The organism is Paractinoplanes hotanensis, from assembly GCF_023717965.1.
In the GTDB taxonomy this organism is placed as follows: Bacteria; Actinomycetota; Actinomycetes; order Mycobacteriales; family Micromonosporaceae; genus Actinoplanes; species Actinoplanes polyasparticus.
In genome coordinates, this window is the sequence record NZ_JAMQOL010000004.1 from 1 (window position 1) to 19398 (window position 19398).

The 19398-nt window shown below is 73.5% G+C and carries 14 protein-coding genes; 2 read left to right on the forward strand and 12 right to left on the reverse strand.

Features of this window, described 5'->3' with window-relative positions; genetic code table 11:
• Nucleotides 1–77: 77 nt before the first annotated feature.
• The 4 genes from LXN57_RS03615 to LXN57_RS03630 are packed head-to-tail and all read right to left on the reverse strand — an operon-like array spanning nt 78 to nt 4662.
• A complete protein-coding gene (locus LXN57_RS03615; protein WP_251796556.1) occupies nt 78–947 on the reverse strand; it encodes a class I SAM-dependent methyltransferase in 870 nt (289 codons plus the stop codon).
• Between the two features lie 49 nt (nt 948–996).
• Nucleotides 997–2586 (reverse strand): hypothetical protein, encoded by a 1590-nt coding sequence (locus LXN57_RS03620; protein WP_251796557.1) that lies wholly within the window; start codon nt 2584–2586, stop codon nt 997–999.
• Nucleotides 2583–3218 (reverse strand): hypothetical protein, encoded by a 636-nt coding sequence (locus LXN57_RS03625; RefSeq protein WP_251796558.1) that lies wholly within the window; start codon nt 3216–3218, stop codon nt 2583–2585. Before LXN57_RS03625 ends, LXN57_RS03620 begins: the two co-directional genes overlap by 4 nt.
• Entirely contained in the window at nt 3208–4662 is a 1455-nt protein-coding gene (locus LXN57_RS03630) for a glycosyltransferase (protein WP_251796559.1), read from the reverse strand. Before LXN57_RS03630 ends, LXN57_RS03625 begins: the two co-directional genes overlap by 11 nt.
• A 90-nt stretch (nt 4663–4752) precedes the next feature.
• Here LXN57_RS03630 and LXN57_RS03635 point away from each other — a divergent pair, with 90 nt between their 5' ends.
• Entirely contained in the window at nt 4753–6954 is a 2202-nt protein-coding gene (locus LXN57_RS03635; protein WP_251796560.1) for a glycosyltransferase family 2 protein, read from the forward strand.
• Between the two features lie 191 nt (nt 6955–7145).
• Here the strand turns inward: LXN57_RS03635 and LXN57_RS03640 are convergent, their stop codons facing one another.
• From LXN57_RS03640 to ftsY, 7 genes are all read right to left on the reverse strand, one after another.
• On the reverse strand, nt 7146–8162 hold the full coding sequence (locus tag LXN57_RS03640; protein ID WP_251796561.1) for a class I SAM-dependent methyltransferase: 1017 nt from the start codon (nt 8160–8162) through the stop codon (nt 7146–7148).
• Nucleotides 8163–8199: 37 nt separating this feature from the next.
• On the reverse strand, nt 8200–10620 hold the full coding sequence (locus LXN57_RS03645; RefSeq protein ID WP_251796562.1) for a glycosyltransferase family A protein: 2421 nt from the start codon (nt 10618–10620) through the stop codon (nt 8200–8202).
• Between the two features lie 42 nt (nt 10621–10662).
• Nucleotides 10663–12930 carry a [protein-PII] uridylyltransferase gene (locus LXN57_RS03650; RefSeq protein ID WP_251796563.1) on the reverse strand — a complete coding sequence of 756 codons (2268 nt, stop codon included), beginning with the start codon at nt 12928–12930 and terminating at the stop codon, nt 10663–10665.
• Between the two features lie 9 nt (nt 12931–12939).
• On the reverse strand, nt 12940–13278 hold the full coding sequence (locus LXN57_RS03655; protein ID WP_221376040.1) for a P-II family nitrogen regulator: 339 nt from the start codon (nt 13276–13278) through the stop codon (nt 12940–12942).
• A 35-nt stretch (nt 13279–13313) separates the two neighbouring features.
• Complete coding sequence (locus LXN57_RS03660) at nt 13314–14681, reverse strand: ammonium transporter (RefSeq protein ID WP_285904588.1); 1368 nt, start codon at nt 14679–14681, stop codon at nt 13314–13316.
• A 236-nt stretch (nt 14682–14917) separates the two neighbouring features.
• The gene (locus tag LXN57_RS03665; protein WP_221375988.1) at nt 14918–15709 is read right to left on the reverse strand and encodes a phosphotransferase; all 792 of its coding nucleotides are present in this window, start codon (nt 15707–15709) and stop codon (nt 14918–14920) included.
• Nucleotides 15710–15749: 40 nt separating this feature from the next.
• On the reverse strand, nt 15750–16949 hold the full coding sequence (gene ftsY, locus LXN57_RS03670; protein ID WP_251796564.1) for a signal recognition particle-docking protein FtsY: 1200 nt from the start codon (nt 16947–16949) through the stop codon (nt 15750–15752).
• Nucleotides 16950–17092: 143 nt separating this feature from the next.
• Between ftsY and LXN57_RS03675 the strand changes: the two genes are divergently transcribed.
• On the forward strand, nt 17093–18775 hold the full coding sequence (locus tag LXN57_RS03675; RefSeq protein WP_251796565.1) for an alkaline phosphatase D family protein: 1683 nt from the start codon (nt 17093–17095) through the stop codon (nt 18773–18775).
• A gap of 9 nt (nt 18776–18784) precedes the next feature.
• On the opposite strand, the gene LXN57_RS03680 is transcribed toward LXN57_RS03675, so the two are convergent.
• Nucleotides 18785–19396 (reverse strand): HAD family hydrolase, encoded by a 612-nt coding sequence (locus tag LXN57_RS03680; RefSeq protein WP_251796566.1) that lies wholly within the window; start codon nt 19394–19396, stop codon nt 18785–18787.
• Nucleotides 19397–19398 lie beyond the last annotated feature (2 nt).

Sequence of the window (19398 nt, forward strand, 5' to 3'; positions counted from 1 at the left end):
CCGCGCCAACATCCTCAACTGCCGGGCGATCGCGGTCGGCGTCGGCGTCGCCTACGCGTCCAACGGCCTGCCGTACTTCACCCAGAACTTCGGTTACTGAGTTCTCGCACCACGCGGCGATACGACAGCAGGGCCTCACCCTCACCGGTGAGGCCCTCGGTCGTTTCCAGCCACGGGCCGGCGGCCTCGGGCGCGCCGCGCAGAAAGACCCTCGCCACCGCGGCCAACCGGCCCACGAGCAGGTTCCTGTCCGGCTTGCCGACCGGCCCGCCGACGACGAGCAGACCGATGTCGTGCACGCCGGCCAGGGCCTCCGACGACACCGTGCCCACTCGCACCTCGGTCACCTCACTCAGCTGATGAGTGGCGAGCGCGGCCCGCGTCCGCTCCACCCGGGACGCGTCCGGATCGAGAGAGACGAGCCGGCCGCCGGATTCCTCGACCGCGTAAGCCATCCAGACCGTGGCCGCGCCGGTCCCGAGCTCCAGCACCAGGCGCGGGCGCCGGGTACGGATCAGGTGCAGCACGTCGAGCAGCTCGGCGGCCCCGCCCGAGGGCGGCATCGGCGCCCGCGGCGTGATCTGCTGGAAGAGCTGGACCGTGGCCTCGACCTGGCGGGTCTGCGCGCCCATCCGGTCGGCCAGCTCTTCGTGCCGGTCCCCCGAATGCAGCAGCAACTCCTCCAGCGCGGAGAGCAGGCGGCGCTGGGTGTGGTCGAGCACCGTGCGCGCGTCGGTCTGCTGCCGCCGCTGCAGGCGCTGCAACCCGGAGAGCCGCCGGGCCAGCAGCAACAACCCGGCGAAGAGAATCGTGAAGAAGACGGCGAGCAGCGTCAGCGCCAAGCCGACGTTTCCGGTGAGCGCGGCGGCCGCCACCGCCACACAGAGCACACAGGCCCCGGACGCCGACACGACCTGACGGCGGGTCAGGCTCCGCAACCGGCGCATTGGATCTCCTTCAGCTTCTGCTCCCCGATCAGGAGAAACGCGGGCGGCGTCAGCCGGTTACGCCCGGGCAGAAGGCCACGCCGGCGCGTTGGCGGGACGCTATCTCGAGTGATTCGTCGAAGCGGCGCACCGAGAAGGGCGAGCCGGCGTGCAGCTTCACGAATTCGGCGCGCAGTTCGCAGCGCCGGGCGCCGCCGCCTCCGCCCGGATCGAAGTCGGCCATCTCGACGGCGATCCGGTCAGCGAGCCGGGCCGCCGGATTGGTCATGGTGATGTCGCGCTGGCGCTTGTTGACCGCCGCCGACACGGAGGCGGCGATCGCGAAAAGCACGATCGCCGCGACGAGAACGCCTGTTGCCAAACGAGTCCGGACGAGGTGGATCAGAGCCACCAGCAGCAGAGCCCCTGCCGTCGTAGTCACCGCGGAGTCGCGCCAGCCGTAACCCCACCGCCCCGAGGCCACGAGCTGCTGCACATCGGCGTTGAGCGACCCCATCCCGGCCCCCAGCAGCACCAACGTCCCTGCCGTCACCGCCAGCGCCGACGCCGCCCGCCGCCCCACTTGCGACAACCGTGGCAGGTCCCGAACGGCCAGCCACGCCAGCCACCCGATGATCAACACAGCGGCGATCAGCACGAGGCCACCCAGCCACGATCCACGAGGAGCAGCCGCACGCCACATCAGCGGCGGCAGCCAGGCGATGGCACGGACCGGTAAGGCCTCCACCGTCGCCGGCCCGAACTGGACGTCCGAGCCCCGGTAGCAGTTCCCGGCCGCGCAATACCGCTGAATCACCACTCGCACGGCTAGGAAGACCGGCAGGAATCCGACCCACAGCAAGCCGACAGCCTGCGCCGGCGCCCCGGTGAACAACCGTCCGGGGCGCCACCCGAGCACCAGCCATCCCCGCGCCGTCACGGCCACGGTTGCGAGCGGCAGAGTCAGATACGCGATCTCGTTGAACGCGGCCAGCGCCGCTCCACCGGCCAACAAGAGCGGCATCACCCACCGCCGCAGCGGTTTCTCGGGATCGACACGACACAACGCCGCGGTCACCCCGAGCACCAGGGCGGCCGACGCCAGATACAGACCGCCGAAGAGCACGATCGGACTGGATCCTCCGGCGGCCACGAATCCGGCCGCCACCGCGAACGGCACAACGGCGGCCACAGTGGACGGAGCCCGGCGGAACAGCCGGCCCCGGGCCACGACGCTTTCGGCCAGCAGCACGGCGACCACGCACAACACCAGCGCCGACACGAACGAGACGAGCCGTAGGCCGACGTTCACCGGCAGGCCGAGCACCTCGCTGAGCGCGTACGCGGCCGTGTCGAGGGCCTTCTCCAGCATCCGGCCGAAGAGGCGGAAGTTGCCGAGGCGCAGGTAGCCGGGCAGCGAGTCGACCGTGTGCGGCACGATTCGCAGCGGGTCGTCGCGGAAGAGGCCGCCGTGCCAGTAGAGGTTGAAGCGATGGTCGCGGCTCGGCGCCAGCGCGACCAGCGGCGCGAGCACCGGCAGCGGCACCAGCACGGCCCGGGTCAGCGCCCGCCGCCAGAGCGCTCCGACCGGCGGCCCCTCGACGACGAAGCGCATCCCGGCACGCGGGGCGGCGGGGGCATCGATCGTCGAGGCGCTCATGCCGGGGCCAACGACCCCACCCTTCGATCGGTGACGAGCAGGCGGGCGAGGGTGGGCGGGTCGCGGGGGTCGATCACGACGGCGTGGGCGGCCCGATGGTCGCGGCACAACTGGGCCACCCGGTCGGCCAGCAGCGCTTCCCAGTCCGAGTCGGGCTCGTGCCGCGCCCAGGTGGCCGGGTCGGGCAGATACTCGAGCACGACGCCCGGCACCTGCAGGTGGCGCAGCGACGGCTGGTCGGTCACCACCACCGGCAGATGGTCGGCCTCGACGAGCACGCGCTGGCGCAGCGCCCGGATCAGCCCGTGGGCACCGGCCCGCGACAGCCCCACCGCCACGTAGATCCGGGCCGGCGGCGGGGCTGCCTGGGCTCGCGCCGACGGGGCCGGCGACCGCCGCAGATGGCGGGCCATCGCCGGGGCGGTCCGCACCGGATCGCGGGCCAGGTCGACCAGGGCCCGGCCGAGCCGGTAGGAGCGGCTGCGCCGCAGGGCCAGCACGATCTCGCGGTTGCGGTCCCGGTCGCGTACGGCCGCGTCGCGCTCGTCCTCGACGCAGCGCAACCGCCCGGTCAGGGTGGCCACCTCCCAACGGGCGACCGCCAGGTCAGCCGCGTCCGGTTCATCGAGCACTTCCGGCCTCCACTTCGGATCGACGCTGACAGTGCCCGGCCAGCCAGGCCGCGGCGTCGGCGGCGCCGTTGCCGAACGCCACCTCGGCGCAGCGACGGCTGAGCGCCTCCCGGGCCACCGGGTCGGCCAGCCGTTCGAGCGCCGCAGCGGCCGCTTCGTCGTCGGTGGCGCAGATCGCCACCCCGGCCGCCGCCGCGAAGCGGGCCCGGGTCAGCTCGTCGTCGGCGCCGTCCGGATCGGGGACGAAGACCGTCGGCACCCGGGCGCCCAGCAGCTCGTGGAAGCTCGTGTAGCCGGCCCGCGAGACGGCGAGCGCCACCTCGCCCAGGTCGCCCGGCCCGGCCTCGACCACGGTGAACCCGGGCAGCGTGGCCTCGACGCCGCGGCACAGCAGGGTCGGGCGCGACGGGCGGCGGGGGCGCGGGGCGGGCAGTTCGGTGATCGGGTCGACCGTGGTCACGCCGGCCCGGGCCGCGGTGGTCCAGCCCTCGTCCCCGGCCGCGGCGAACTCGCCCGGTTCGAGGATGCCGTCGAACAGCGAGCCACGGGCCGCCCACTGGCCGCCGGCGCCCCGCCGCCACATCGCCGGCCGCAGCCACAGCCAGCGCGGGCCGGAGTGTTCGGCGACGGCGGCGGCGATGCCGTCGTGCGGCACCCCGCCGACGAGGACGGCGCGCGGACCGTAAAGGCGTATCAGGTGCCGCAGGCGGTCGCGCACGAAGCCGGTCCAGCGGTCGTCAGCCACCCCGAGCTCGGCCGCGGCGGGCAGGTATTCGGTGAGCAGCCCGGCAGCGTGGGCGGCCGGCAGCCCGTCCGAACCGGCGACCACCACGGCTTCGAGATCACCGGGCAGGTGGCGGGCGATGGCCCGGAAGCGGGCGATGTCGTCGCCGATCAGCAGCACATGCCGGGCCGGCCGGGCCACAGCGATGCGCGGCGCCGGAAGAAGGCCGCGCGTGAGCACGCCCAGCGAGGCCAGCCGCGCGATGTGGGAGCCGATCTCGTGCCAGTCGGTTCCGTGCAGCAGCGCCCCGGGCAGCCGTTCGCGCACGTTGGCGTTGGCCGGCGTCCACACCACGTCCGGGCCGAATTGCCGCTCGATGCGCTCGCGGACCTCGGCGAAGCCGGCCGGCGGCTCGTCGAGCACGACGATGGTGTGCGCGGCCCGCACCGGCGGCGCGTCGGCCACGGCCTCGGGGCGGCGGATCAGCAGCACTCTCGCCGCGAGTCCGGTGTCGTCGTCGTGAGCCAGGTCGGCCCGGCCGTCGCGCAGGCACGCGACGATCCGGCGGTCGAAGGGGCGGACGTGCGCCCGGCCCGGCTCCGGCACGTGGATCAGCACCGTGGTCAGCCCGGCCGCCGCCTGCGCCTCGACCTCGGCGACCAGGCCGGCTGCGCTGCCGCCGGTGTGCCGCAGGTCGGACAGGATGGCGACGTCGTACACGGGAGGGACAACGACACTTCCCAACAAGGCGATACGGACAATTCGCCCGAGTCGTTGATCACCCCGGAATTGCTCTCACCGAGGGGGACCATGCGCGACACCGGACCTCACCCGCTCGCCGTCGCGGCTCTGACGGCCCGGTCGACCGCGGCCCGTGAGCCGCTCGCCCGGGCGGGCGACGACCCGTGGACCGTGGGCGAACTGGCCCGCGTGATCGCGCTGCAGAACCTGCGGCCGGAGGATCGGGGTGAGGCGCTGGCCCTGCTCGGCGGGCTGCACGAGCGCGGGCAGGTCGCCGAGGTCCATCAGGGACTGCATTGCCAGCTGGCATACGCCGCCGGTGACCCGGACACGGCCGAGGCGCTGCTGGCCGAGTACCGGGACGTGCCCGAGCCGGTCCGGGCCGCCCTGGCCGTGGACCTCGGCCACGCGAGCCTGGCCACCCTGCTGCCGGCGCCGAAGGTGCGGGTGACCGACGGGCCGGGCATGCCGTTCGACCGGATCACCACCGGGCCGGCGCAGCGCCGCGGCCACGAGCGCCGGATCACCTCGATCGTCACCACCTGGCAGCCCGGACCGGAACTGCTCACCTCGGTGCGGTCGCTGACCCGCCAGACCTGGACCAACCACGAGATCCTGGTCGTCGACGACGGCTCCTCCACCGAGTTCGGGCCGGCCCTGCGGGCGGCGGCCGGTCTCGACCCCCGGGTGCGGGTGATCCGCATGGTCGCTCCCGGCGGCCCGTTCGTCGCCCGCAACGCCGGCCTGGACGCGGCGACCGGGGACTTCGTGACCTTCCAGGACGCGGCCGGCTGGTCCCATCCGCTACGGCTGGAACGCCAGGTGGCGCCGCTGCTGGCCGACGAACGGCTCTTCTCGACGACGTCGGCCGCCCTGGCCGTCACGCCCGTCCTCGTGGTGACCCGGCCCGGTCTGAGCACCCTGGGCGAGCCGAACCCCTGGTCCCTGATGGTCCGGCGGGCGGTCGCGCTGAGCCGGGTGGGTCACTTCGATCCCGTACGGGCGGGCGCCGACCTCGAGTACGCCGAGCGCGCCCACGCGGTGCTCGGCCCGGCCGCCACGATGCCGGTCAACGGCCTGCCGCTGGCCCTGACCCGGTTCGGCCCGGACGAGACCGTCGCCCTGCGGTCCTACATCTCAGCGTTCCGCCGCTGGCACACGCACGTCCGTGAGGGTCGTGAGCCGGCCACCCGCCCACGGGCGTTCGCCGTTCCGCGCCGGCTCCGCGGCGAGACCGGAGCCCGGGCCTACGACGTGGTGCTGGCCGGCGACTGGACCACCGCCGGCGGCGCCGGCCGGGCCGGGATCGGCCAGTTGCGAGCCCTGGCCGCCCGCCGTCAGCGCGCGGCCCTGCTGCACCTGGACTCGCCGGCCAACCTGCGCGAGGGCCCCCGCGACCTCGACCCGGTCGTCCAGGATCTGATCAACAACGGGGAGCTGACCGAGGTCGGGCTGGCCGACGACGCCCGGGCCCGGCTGGTGGTGGCCCGCTCGGCCCAGGTGCTGCAGTACGCCCCCGACCGGCCCAGCGGCATCCGGGCGCAGCGCGTGCTCATCGAGGACGCGGTCGCCGTGCCCGCCGCCGCCACCGCGGCCAAGCGCCTGTTCGGCCAGTGGCCGGTCTGGACCCCGGCCGGCCCGGACGGCCGCCGGCTGCTGTCCGCCGACACGAGCGTCACCGTGGCCCGGCTCGACCTGCCCAGCACGCTCGACGCCGCCCAGTGGCGGCTCGACCGGCGCGGACCGCGGGCCGACCGGCCGGTGGTGGGCCGGCACTGCCGGGGCGGCCCGGCCGAGTGGCGCCGGCTGCGCGACGAGGTGCCCGAGACCGCTCGCCTGGACGTCCGGCTGCTCGACGCGGCCGGCAGCGCGGACCGCTCGTTCGGGCGCTTCGGCCCGCCGCGCAGCTGGCTGGTCTACGGCCCGGGCGACGTCAGCCTGCGCTCGTTCCTCGGACAGATCGACTTCTACCTGCACCTGCCGCCCGACGACGAACCCGCCGACCCGGTGCCCGACCTGCTCACCGCCCTGGCCGCCGGCTGCGTAGCCGTGCTGCCCTACCGCTACGCGGCCACCTTCGGCGACGCCGCGGTCTACTGCACACCCGAGGAGGTGCCCGACACCGTACGCCTGCTGCACGCCAACCGCCGGGCCCTGCGTGACCAGTCGGACCGCGGCGCCGCGTACGTCCGCCGGCATCACACCCACGCCCTGTACGCCGAACGGGTCGCCCATCTCGCCCACCCGACCGCCGCCCAGGAACCGAACTGAAGGCAAACCATTCGGTGACCAACTGGCACCGCCCGAATCGTCAACCCGCCCCCGGCGCGACCGATTCGTAAGGGCACAAGACACACAGACAGACTCGGAGCGGCCCCCGCCGCTCCGTAAGCGGGACGCTCCATCTCCCCCACCCCGCGAACCGCTGCCCCGTCGTCCCCCGCGACGGGGCAGCGGTGTTTCTACACCGTGGACGAGGCGGAGGCGGCCTGCGGATGGGTCAATGCAGTCCAGCGGCCCGGCAGGCGGCGCCGGACGGTCAGGCCGAAACCGCCGCCCTGGCGGGGCGCGACCCGGGCCGGCTCGTCGTCGACCACCACGGCTGCGGCCGGGGCCAGGCGGCGGCCCAGCACGTGCAGGGCCGGGGCCAGCGGGTCGGGCGCGGCCGGGGTCAGCGACCCGTCCACCACCAGCAGGTCGATGTCGGTCAGACCGTCCAGGGCGTCCACGTCGTACCAGTCGGCCGTCCGGCCGTCGACCGACAGCTCGGCCAGCGGCACGTGCCGCACCTCGACCGCGGCCAGCCCGTGCTCGGCCACCCGCGTACGCACCCGGGCGGCCCGGCTCTCGTCGTGCTCCACGGCGACCAGCCGCCCGCCGCCGGCGCCCACCGCGTACCCCAGCCAGACCGTCGACGGCCCGCACCCCAGCGCCACCGTCAGCCCCGGACGGCGCTCGCGCGCGATGTGCACCAGCCCCAGCAGGTCGGTCGGGTGCAGCACGCCACCGGCCGGCATCGGCGCCCGCGGGCTGACCGCGCGGAAGAGCTGGAACATCGCCTCGATCTCGCGGCTCTGCTCGTGCAGCAGCACCTCGGCGCCGCGCGCGGTGAGGCGCTCGGTCCGCGCCAGCGCCTCCATCAGCTCCAGGTGGCGGTCGCCGGCGGCCAGCCGTTCCTTCTCGACCGCCGCGATCACCCGCCGCTGCAACTGATCGACCGTGCCGCGCAGCTCGCGCACGGCGTCCTGGGTCGAGCGGCTGAACCGGACCAGACGCCGCGACAGGTGGATCACGCCCGCCAGCACGGCGGCCAGCAGCGACGCGAGCAGGCAGGTGGCCAAGGCGGCCTGCCCGATCACCGACGAGACGGCGACCCCCACGGCCACCAGCAACCCGATCGCCAGGCCGGCCAGCTGACGGCGGGACGCGCCGCGCAGCCGCTGGACGACGGTGCGGGCGATCCTCAGAAGCCTGGTCATGCGCACACCGATCTCAACGCCGGGCCGACCCGGCCCGTTACGGGATCGTCAGCAACGCCGGCAGCATCCCCATGATCCGCGTGACGAACCGGGCCGGGTCGTGCGCCGCCGCGACCGCCTGCCGCGCCCGGCGGCTCTGCCCGGCGAACAGCGCCGGGTCGGCCCGGTAACGCGCGATCAGCGCGGACGCCTCGCTCCGGGTGCAGTAGACGGCAGCGTCGCCGTAGAACGGCCGGTAGCGCGGCGGCATCACCACGACGCACCCCATCGCCGCCGCCTCGAGCGCCGGGCGCGAATACCATTCGGCCGACTCCCGCGGCGGGAAGTGCAGGTAGAAGTCGAGCTGGTGCAGGAACGGCCGCGGCCCCAGGTCGGCGGCCTGGTAGGCGAGCCAGGCCGGTCCGATCGCGACGGGGGACGAGCCGGCCGGGCGATCGGGCAGCCGCACCCGGACGTCGGCCTCGGGCAGCCGCCGGCACACGGCGAGGCTGTCGGTCACGTCCGAGGGCCAGTTCGCCGCGTCGCACAGGTCGGTGCCGACGACGGCTGCGCCGGCCTTGCGGTCGGCGACCCAGCCGGCGGTCGTGAGGGTGACCGGCAGATCGTCCGGGTCCAGGTTCTCCACCGTACGCAGGGAGGCCCGCACCCCGGCGTCGCCGGGAACCCACATCGGCCCCGCCCGGAACAGCCGCCGCACCGCCGCCGCACACGCCACCGGCTCGTAGCGTCGGTCGCTGCCGTCGGACCGGACGGGCGCGCGGTCGGCCACGACGACGGCGCGGGTGGCCCGCACGCGGCTCGAGAGACCCCCGGTGAACTGCACGACCGCCGCCTGCCGCACCACCAGCAGCGCCGCCTCGACCGGGTCGTCCAGCCCGACCCGGTCCACCGCACCGCTGTTGACCAGATCCTGCACCACCCCGGCGAACGGCACCCGGCGCGCCTCCAGGGCCCGGTACGAGTCGAGTTGCAGCACCGCGACCCGCAGCCCGGCCGAGCTCAGCGCCCGCAACTCGTCCACCGCCGTGCGCTGCGTGCTCTCCAGGAACCGCCAGTCCGCCACCATCACCACGTCGTAGGCCAGCTCCGGGACGGCGCCGAGCAGGTGGCCGGGCGCCGGAAAGGGCCGGTCGGCCCCGTCCGCGGGCCGGTAGGCGCCGGCCTGCCGGGCCGCGATCACCTGGTGGTGCCGCTGGTAGGCCGACATGTACGCGGTCCGGGCCGGGTGCATCCAGTGCGCCCGGATCTCGGCCCGCGACAGCGAACCGGCCGACAGCCGGATCAGCGCGAGCGGCGGCGAGTCGAGGTGCCGGACCCGCCCGGTTCCGAACGCGGCCTGGATCCGTCCGATGTACTCGGAGTCGGCCGCCTTGCGCAGCCGGTCGAAGTAGCCGACCGTCCGCAGCACGGTGCTGCGCCGCAGCAGCAGCGACGACGGGTTGAACCGGCTGCTGCGCACTCCGGGCCGGGTGCACAGCAACTGGTCGGTGACGGCCAGGCCGTCGGATGTGGTGGCCACCAGCCGCCGGTCGTCGATCAGCGGCCGCACCTGGCACTCGATGCGGCGCGGATGGGACCAGTCGTCGGAGTCCTGGAACGTCGCGAACTCGCCGCCCGCCGCGTCCAGACCCGCGTTGCGGGCGGCGTAGGTACCGACGTTGACCGGCAGCCGGATCAGCTGGATCCGGTCGCCGAGCGCCACCGCCTCGCGCAGCACCGGCTCGAACTCCGGCGGCGAGGCGTCGTCCACGATGATCACCTCGGTGTTGGCCCAGCTCTGCGCGAGGATCGAGCGCACGGCGGTGAGCAGCCCCCGGTCCGGGCGGTAGGCGGTCACGATCACCGAGACCCGGTGCGAGTCGTCCACCCGCTCGGGCGCCTCGGCGGTCAGCCGGTCGAACGGGGCTCCGTCGCCCTCGGTCACGTCCAGGCCGGGCACCAGCGCCCGCACGGCGGTCCGCCAGGGGCCGGCCGGCCGCGGACCGGTGAAGGGATTGAGCAGATCGGCGCGCAGCCCGGCGCGGACGGCCTCGCCGATCCGCAGGTAGCGGCGCATCAGCTTCCGGGCCCGGGCCGGGCCCTCGACGGCCAGCGCAAGCTGTGCGTGCAGGGCCTGGTTGGCCGGTGACAGCGCCCGGGCCCCGCAGGCCCGCCGGGTGAGTTCGAAGAGCGCGAGCGCGTCGTCCGGCTCCTCCTGCAGCGCGAGGGTGTGTGCCAGCGCGGCGACCAGGCCGGGGTCGATCCGGCGGCGCCGGCTTCGCAGCCACCGCCGGTCCCCGGAGCGGGCCGCCTCGATCAGGCCGTCGAGGGTGCCGTGCTCGCCGAGAGCGGCCCGGGCCAGCAGCGCGCGGGCGTCGGACGAGCGGGTGCGGGTGGCGGTGGCGGTCAGCGCGAGGCGGAACCGGGGCCCGGCCGCCGCGACATGATCATCCAGCAGGCCGGAGGAAGGGGCGGGCATGCCCCGGTCAACGGGCGCGCGGCCCGGCGGTGACGTCGATCTTCAGACCGCGGCCAGCACGGCGGCCGCCACCCGATCCCGTTCGGCGGCCTGGGCCCACGACCCGACCAGGTAGAACGCGTCCACGACGTCGCCGCCCAGGGTCGAGATGCGGGCCGCGCGCACCTCGGCGCCGGCCTCGTCGAGCGCGGTCGCCACCCGGTAGAGCAGGCCCGGCGAGTCGGCCGCCCGCAGTTCGAGGACGGCCGCGTCGGTCGCCACGTCGCGCTGCCACATGACCCGCGGCGAGGCGGTGCCGCCGCGCGCGCTCATCGCCCGGGCCCGTACGCGCTGCGTTACCGAGACGTCCCCGGCGGCCACCCGGCGAAGATCGGCGGCGAGCGCCACCGGGTCGTAGGGGGTGCCGTAGCGCGGCTGGGTGAAGAACTCGACGATGGCCCGTCCGTCCACCGTGCTCGCGTTCGCGCCCACCACGTCGAGGCGGTGCATGGCCAGGCAGGCGGCGACCGCGCCGAGCAGGCCCCGGCGGTCGGCCGCGGCCACGGCCAGCCGGTCGCCGTCCAGGTGCACGGCGGGCAGGCCACCCTCGAGCAGCTCGGGGTCGGGGGCCGGCGGTTCGGGCAGCTCACCCGTGTCGAGCGCGGTGTGCACGCGGCTGACCAGCTCGCTCATGAGCCGGCCCTTCCAGTCCGACCAGGCGGCCGGGCCGGTGGCCTGCGAGTCGGCGCGGGCCAGGGCGTGCAGCAGGTCGAGGGTGGTGCTGTCGCCGACCGCCCCGGCCACGCTCGAGATGGTCATCGGGTCGCTCAGGTCGCGCCGGGTGGCCACGTCGGGCAGCAGCAGGTGCAGCCGCACCATTTTCTCGATGGTGGCCACGTCGGCCGGGGGCAGGCCGATCCGGGTGGCGATGGCGGCGGCGATCGGGGCGCCGACCACGCTGTGGTCGCCGGGCAGACCCTTGCCCACGTCGTGCAGGAAGGCGCCGATCAGCAGCAGGTCGGGCCGCTCGACCTCGCGGGCGTAGGCGGTGGCCTCGTACGCCGCCTGCACGAGGTGGCGGTCGAGCGTGAACCGGTGGATGGGGTGGTGCTGAGGCAGGCTGCGCATCCGGGCCCACTCCGGCAGCCAGGCGTCGATCAGCCCGTACCGGTCGCAGGTCTCCCACGTCGGCAGCAGGCCGGCGCCGGAACCGAGCAGCGAGACCAGGGCGGCCCGGGCGGCCGACGGCCACGGGTTGGGCAGCGGCGGGCTGAACGAGGCCAGCCACTCGCTGGTGGCGCGGGCGATCGGGAGCTGCACGACGGCGGCTGCGGCGGCCACCCGCAGCGACAGGCTGGGGTCGGGAACGGGACCGATGGCCGTGCGGGCGAGCACAAGTTCGCCGTCCTGTTCGACGACATCGCGGGCGACCGGGCGGCGGGACGGCGTACCGGCCGGCACGCCCCGGCGGCGGCCGTTGCGCAGCCGGTCGGCGGCCCGCCAGGCGTCGTCGAGAGCGTGTGCCACCGTACGGGCGTCCCCCGCGACCCGGCGCAGCAGCGCGTCGCCGTCGTCGAGGTCGAGCAGTTCGGCCACCGCCGCGCGTTCCTGCGCCACGAGCCGGTCGATCCGGCGCCCGACGGCCAGGTGGAGCGCGTCGCGGGTGTCGAGCTGTCGCAGGTTGGCCGCGCGCACCGCCGGGCGCATCGTGTCGGCCACCCCGGCCCGGCCGATGACGCGCAGCAGGGTCACGTCGCGCAGCCCGCCGGCCGCCTCCTTGAGGTCGCCCTCGAGCAGGAAGGCCAGCTCGCCGTTGGCCGCCCAGCGGGCCGAGGTCAGTTCTCTGAGCTGGGGCAGCAGCCGCACCGCGGTGCGCCGCCACTGGTCGGCCGCCGCCGCCACGAGCTCGCCGGTCAGGGCCGCGTCGCCGGCCACGTGGCGAGCGTCGAGCAGGCCGAGGGAGACCTTGACGTCGTCGTGCGCGACCGACAGCGCCTCCGGCAGCGTGCGCACGGAGTGGTCGAGGCCGAGCCGGGCGTCCCAGATCGGGTACCAGAGGGCGGCGGCTATCCGGTCGATGCCGGCCGCGCCGTTGTGCAGCAGCACGAGGTCGAGATCGCTGTACGGCGCGCACTCGCGCCGCCCCAGGCCACCCACCGCCACCAGGCTGACGCCGGGGACGTGGCGGGGAAACATCTCCCGCAACCACACGTCGAGCGCCGCTGCCCGTTCCTGCCGGGCGGCGGCGCCGATGTGCTCGCGGAGCTTGTCCAGCGAACCGCCGACCGGCACCTGGGGTGGAGCCGGCGGTTCGCTGGACATGCGTGTCATCCGTTCAGATCAGAGCGCGTCGAGGCCGCGCTCGCCGGTACGGACCCGGATGACGTCGTCGACCGACGTGACCCAGACCTTGCCGTCTCCGATCTTGCCTGTCTTGGCGGCCGTGACGACGGCGTCGACAATCTTGTCGACGTCGATCTCGTCGGTGACCACCTCGACCTTGATCTTCGGCAGGAACTCCACCGTGTACTCGGCTCCCCGGTACACCTCGGTGTGGCCCTTCTGCCGCCCGTAGCCCTGTACCTCGCTCACGGTCAGGCCGCTGACGCCGAGGGCGTGCAGAGCCTCCTTCACCGCGTCGAGCTGGTACGGCTTGATGACCGCGGTCACCAGCTTCATGCTCAGTCCTTCCATCGGGGCAGTCATAGGGTGATTTAACCGGGGACCTTCTGGCTGGTGTCGGCCTTGCCGTCGGCGTCCACCGACTGGCCGGGCTTGAGGCCCGCCATGGCGAAGGCGCCGCCACCGCCGGAACCGCCGGCCGGGGTGAGGTCGTAGCCGGACTCACCGTGATCCGCGATGTCGATGCCGCCGACCTCGGCGTCCTCGCTGACCCGGCCGAGCTTGACGGCCTTGAGGATAAGGGCGAGCACCGCGGCGATGGCGAACGAGTAGACCGTGACGGCCAGGCTGCCGACGAACTGGCGGCCGAGCTGGGTCGCGCCGCCGCCGTAGAACAGACCCTCCGAGGCGCCCAGGACATCGGTGATCGCACCGTTGACCGAGGTGGTGGCGAAGAGGCCGATGAACAGCGAGCCGATCCAACCGCCGACGAAGTGCACGCCGACCACGTCGAGCGAGTCGTCGTAGCCGAAGCGGTACTTCAGGCCCACGGCCAGGGCGCAGAGCACACCGGCGATGAGGCCGAGCAGCACGGCCGGCATCGGGGCGATGAAGCCACAGGCCGGGGTGATCGCGACCAGACCGGCGATCGCACCGGAGGAGCCGCCGACCAGCGTGGGCTTGCGGTCCCGGATCCACTCGACCACGAGCCAGCCGACGACCGCGGCCGCCGTGGCGAGCTGGGTGTTGACGAACGCGACGGCGGTGGTGCTGTCGACGGTCAGCTCGGAGCCGGCGTTGAAGCCGAACCAGCCGAACCACAGCAGGCCGGCGCCGAGGGCGACGAACGGCACGTTGTGCGGCCGCATGTTCTCGCGCGGCCAGCCGATGCGCTTACCGAGAATCAGCGCCAGGGCGAGAGCCGCGGCGCCGGCGTTGATGTGCACGGCCGTGCCACCGGCGAAGTCGAGCGCCTTGAGCTGCGCGCCGATCCAGCCGCCGCCCCAGACCCAGTGGGCCACGGGCACGTAGACGAGCGTGAACCAACCGAACGCGAAGAGGATCCAGCCGCCGAACTTGAAGCGGTCGGAGACAGCGCCGCTGATCAGAGCCACCGTGATGATGGCGAACATCATCTGGAAGGCCATGAAGACGTACGTGGGGATGCCGGTCTCGCCCCACATGTCGCCGACCCAGCTGGTGCTGGTTCCGGCGTAACCCCAGTTGCCGATGATGTTGTTGAGGCCCTCGGAGCCGTTCGCGCTGAACGCGAGCGAGAACCCGTAGAGGGCCCAGAGGATGGAGATGAGGCCGATGGCGGAGAAGCTCATCAGCATCATGTTGAGTACGCCCTTGGACCGGTTGAGGCCACCGTAGAACAGCGCCAGACCCGGGGTCATGAGCAAAACGAGCGCAGACGACAGGAGCAACCAGGCGGTATTGCCGGTGTCGATCTCCACGCTGCCTCCTCTCGGAATGAAGGTGTCTCATCAAACAGCCAAGGGCGGCGTCGCCGGTCGGCCGGTTTCGTGACGAGAGACTTCCGGTCCGAGGTTTCACGCACGGTCTACGCGCGATTTCCAGCGCGTGACGGACTGTTTCGTACGTGTGAAGAAAACCTCACAGGCACGCTCAGGAAACGGGATGAACAGGCATAATCGGCGCAACGGTCTCGCAGCCGATTGTCAACAGCCGATCACCGAAGCGCGTATTCGAGGGTGTGCCGCTCGTAATCGAGCAGCCGCAGATCACGCATCGGACGGCGCAGATGGCCCTTGTGCACGATGCGGACGAAGGCCGGGTCGCCGGCCGCCGCCATGCGCCGGATGCCCTCGACGTGGTCGACGATGCGCTTGCGGATCGTGCGCACCAGGCGGTGCCGGTCGCGCGGGATCAGGCCGTAGGCGTCGGCGAACAGCCGCAGGCGGCGCGGCCGGTTCGGCCGCTTCCAGCCCAGGGTGTACGAGTCACGGTCGCTGAACAGCGGCACCCAGGTCCACGCGGCGTAGGCCACGTCGTAGATGCGCGCGCCCGGCGAGGCCAGATCGAAGTCGATCAGCGCCAGCGTGCCGTCGGGCCGCCAGACCACGTTGTGCGGCGCGGCGTCGTGGTGGCAGATCACCTCGGTGTCGGGCGGCGGCGGGCCGAACGAGCGCCACACCGCGCCCGGCGGGGGCACGAAACCGTACTGGGCGTCGTGGAACATTCGCAGCATGGTGGCCACCGTGACCAGGGCCTCCTCGGTCACCCAGTGCGGGGCCAGCGGATACTCGCCGCACTCGCCGTCGAGGTAGGAGAGGACCTCGCGGCCCTTCTCGTCCATGCCCAGGGCGTGCGGCGAGCCGGTGAAGCCCACCCGCTCGAGGTGGTTGAGCAGACTGTGCACAGCCGGCGTCCACGGCCCGGCGTTGCGCCGCACGGTGTCGCCGACCTTGGAGACGGTGCTGACGTTGCCGCCGTGCAGCGGGATCTCCCGCTCCTGCGTCACCAGCACCCCTCCCCCCGCTGAGACCCCTGTTCGAACGAGACTACGCGGCGCTGCCAAGCAGCGCCTCGACGAAGGCGGCCGGCTCGAACGGCGCCAGGTCGTCCGGGCCCTCGCCCAGCCCCACCAGCTTGACGGGAATGCCCAGCTTGCGCTGCACAGCGATGACGATTCCCCCCTTGGCGGTGCCGTCGAGCTTGGTCAGCACCACACCGGTCACGTCCACCACCTCAGTGAACACCCGGGCCTGCTCGAGGCCGTTCTGACCGGTGGTGGCGTCCAGGATGAGCAGCGTCTCGTCGACCGGCCCGTGCTTCTCGACCACCCGCTTGACCTTGCCCAGCTCGTCCATCAGGCCCACCTTGTTCTGCAGGCGGCCGGCCGTGTCGATGATCACGGTGTCGATGCCGGTGTCGATGCCCCGCTTGACCGCGTCGAACGCGACGCTGGCCGGGTCGCCGCCCTCGGGGCCCCGGACGGTCTCGGCGCCGACCCGCTCGCCCCAGGTCTGGATCTGGTCGGCGGCGGCGGCGCGGAAGGTGTCGGCCGCGCCGAAGAGCACCGTGCGGCCGTCCGCGATCAGCACCCGGCCGATCTTCCCGCAGGTGGTGGTCTTGCCGGCGCCGTTCACGCCGACCACCAGCATCACCGCGGGCCGGCCGTCGTGCGGGGTGGTCTTCAGCGTGCGGTCGAAGTCGGGCTCGAGCGCGGCGACCAGCTCCTCGGCGAGCTGCTCGCGCACCTCGGCCACGGTGCGGGAGCCGAGCACGCGGACCCGCTCCCGCAGCCGGGCGACGATCGCCTGTGTCGCCTCGACGCCGACGTCGGCGCTGATCAGGCTGTCCTCGATCTCCTCCCAGGCGTCCTCGTCGAGGTGGTCGCGGGAGAGCACGCTGAGCAGGCCCTTGCCGAAGACGTTCTGCGAGCGCGACAGCCGGGCCCGCAGGCGCACCAGCCGGCCGGCCGTGGGCTCGGGCTTCTCGAGGACCGGAGCAGCCGGCTCGCCGGCAGCCGGCTTCTCCTCGACGATCAGGGGCGGCAGGCCCTCGTCGGCCTCGGCCGGCACGACCAGGGGCGGCGTCTCGACCCCGGGCTCCGCCGCGGACGGCCGCTCCAGGGTCGCCGTGTCGCCACCGGTCGACGACGGCGGCAGCTCACGGCGGCGCATGCGCGGCACCACCAGGCCGATCGCGCCGGCCAGCAGGACGACGAGCAGGATGACTGCGGCGACGACGTATTCCATAGCCGAAATCCTGACAGATGCCTGCTCCGGACGTGGCGTCGGCCGTGGACTGGCGACTTGCACCACCGTGACGGAGGATGGAGCGCCCCTCAGACGAGAAAGCGTGGAGGCTCTCCCATGCGCCCGACCCCTGCCCTCTCCCGGTGACCGCACAGCTGCTCATCGGCCCGCTCCTGCGACGGGTCGACGGCGATCGCGCCACGATCTGGGTCGAGACCTCCGAGCCGGCCTACGTCCATGTCGAGGCCGAGGGCGGGGGCGCGGGCTCGGCGCCCACCTTCACGGCGTACGGGCATCATTACGCCCTCGTCGTGGTCGAAGGCCTGCGGCTGGGCGCCTCGAGCACCTACAAGGTGCTGCTCGACGACCGGCTGGCCTGGCCGAGCACCGAATCGCCCTATCCGCCGCCGGCGATACACACCCGCCCGGCCGCGGACGCCGGGACGCCCGTACGCATGATTTTCGGCTCCTGCCGTGAGGCGACCCCGAGCGCGACCACCCGCAGGCTGCCGCCGGACGCCCTCGACGCCTACTCCCGGCGGCTGATGACCGACCCGCAGAACCCCGAGCTGCGCCCCGACGTGATCGTGCTGCTGGGCGACCAGGTCTACGCCGACAACACCTCGGCCAAGGTGCGCCGCTTCCTGCGCCGCCGCCGCGCCGACGGCCACGACGGCCCGGACGACCAGGTGGTGACGTTCGAGGAGTACACGAAGCTCTACCTGGAGTCGTGGCGCGACCCCGAGGTGCGCTGGCTGTTCGCCACCGTGCCGACCGCCATGATCTTCGACGACCACGAGATGATCGACGACTGGAACACCTCCGAGTCGTGGCGCCAGGACATGAACACCCAGAGCTGGTGGGAGGAACGCATCACCGGCGGCCTGGCTTCGTACTGGGTCTATCAGCACCTGGGCAACATGGGCCCGGACGAACTGGCCACCGACCCGCTGTTCCAGAAGGTCACCACGGTCGACGACGCCACCGACCTGCTGCACGAGTTCGGCCGCACGGTCGACACGGCCGAGGTGACCTACCAGTGGAGCTACGCGTTCGACATCGGCCGCACCCGCCTGGTGATGCTCGACAACCGGTGCAGCCGCGTGCTCACCCCCGACCGGCGCGAGATGCTGCCCGCCGCCGAGTGGAACTGGTTCGTCGATCAGGCCCACGGCGAGTACGACCACCTGGTCGTCGGCAGCTCCCTGCCGTGGCTGATGCCGCCCGCCATCCACTACCTCGAGGCCTGGAACGAGAGCACGGCCGCCTCCCACCGCCCCTGGGTGGCCCAGGCCGCCGAGAAGCTGCGCCGGGCCGTCGACCTGGAACACTGGGCCGCGTTCGGCCGCTCGTTCAACGCCCTGGGCGAGCTGTTCCGCCGCCTGGGCGAGGGCGGCACCGGCTCCCCCGGCCACCGGGTCGGCGCGGGCGGCGCCTACGCGGCCCCCGCCTCGATCAGCGTCCTTTCCGGCGACGTCCACCACTCGTACGTGGCCGAGGCCGACTTCGGCACCGACATGGCCACCCCCGTCATGCAGCTGACCTGCTCGCCGGTCCACAACCAGGTGCCCGCGTTCATGCGGCCCCTGATGCGCTTCAGCTGGTCCCGCGCGGCCGCCCGCGGCGTACAGGCAGTCGCCCGCTCGGCCGGCGTCCGCCGCCCCGCCTGGAGCTGGAAACGCCTGGCCGGCCCGTATTTCGGCAACGCCATCAGCACCCTGGTCCTCGACGGCCGCCGGGCCACCGCCCGCGTCGAGGGCACCGACAAGGACGGCAACCTCTTCGAGGTGGCCGTGGTCCTCTACCCACAGGACGGCTCCCGATGACGCACCCTGCTAAATATCGAGCGCCTTGCGCAGGTAGTCGAGGTGCTGGGGGCCGGACCAGCGGTAGGCCGACAGGCCGGCGGCGCGGGCTCCGCGGACGACGCGGTCGTCGTCGTCGATGAACAGCACCCGGTTCGGGGGGAAGCCGATCAGGTCGCAGGCCTTCTCGAAGAACTCGGGGGCCGGCTTGTGGGCCTTGATCTCCCACGAGCTGATCACCACGTCGACCTCGCCGGCCAGGCCCAGGGTCTCGAGGTCACCGCGCAGGCGGTCGGTCGCGTTCGTGGCCAGGCCCACCTTGCGCCCGGCGGCGCGGACCTCCCGGACGAACGCCAGCACCTCGGGGTCGGTCTCGCCGCGGTAGGTCTGCCACTGGGTGACCGCGGCCCGCGCGGCCTCGACGTCGAGCGGGAGGCGGGACGCGACCAGTTCCATCCACTCGGCGTCGGTGATCTCGCCGGCCATCGCCGGGCGGTAGATGTCCCACGACATCGCCGTCTCCAGCAGGGCGGCCGGCTTCAGGTCGTTCTCGACCTCGACGGCGATCATCGGGGCCGGGTCCCAGCGGCGCAGCACGCCGTCCAGGTCGATGAGCAGGGCCTGGGCGCGGTCGCGCGTCATGC

What these genes read in the sequence shown, in the direction of transcription:
- LXN57_RS03615 (WP_251796556.1), bottom strand. Translation starts at nt 947, where the DNA reads ATGCGCCGGTTGCGGAGCCTGACCCGCCGTCAGGTCGTGTCGGCGTCC.
- LXN57_RS03620 (WP_251796557.1), bottom strand. Translation starts at nt 2,586, where the DNA reads ATGAGCGCCTCGACGATCGATGCCCCCGCCGCCCCGCGTGCCGGGATG.
- LXN57_RS03635 (WP_251796560.1), top strand. Translation starts at nt 4,753, where the DNA reads ATGCGCGACACCGGACCTCACCCGCTCGCCGTCGCGGCTCTGACGGCC.
- LXN57_RS03640 (WP_251796561.1), bottom strand. Translation starts at nt 8,162, where the DNA reads ATGACCAGGCTTCTGAGGATCGCCCGCACCGTCGTCCAGCGGCTGCGC.
- LXN57_RS03645 (WP_251796562.1), bottom strand. Translation starts at nt 10,620, where the DNA reads ATGCCCGCCCCTTCCTCCGGCCTGCTGGATGATCATGTCGCGGCGGCC.
- LXN57_RS03650 (WP_251796563.1), bottom strand. Translation starts at nt 12,930, where the DNA reads ATGACACGCATGTCCAGCGAACCGCCGGCTCCACCCCAGGTGCCGGTC.
- LXN57_RS03655 (WP_221376040.1), bottom strand. Translation starts at nt 13,278, where the DNA reads ATGAAGCTGGTGACCGCGGTCATCAAGCCGTACCAGCTCGACGCGGTG.
- ftsY (WP_251796564.1), bottom strand. Translation starts at nt 16,949, where the DNA reads ATGGAATACGTCGTCGCCGCAGTCATCCTGCTCGTCGTCCTGCTGGCC.
- LXN57_RS03680 (WP_251796566.1), bottom strand. Translation starts at nt 19,396, where the DNA reads ATGACGCGCGACCGCGCCCAGGCCCTGCTCATCGACCTGGACGGCGTG.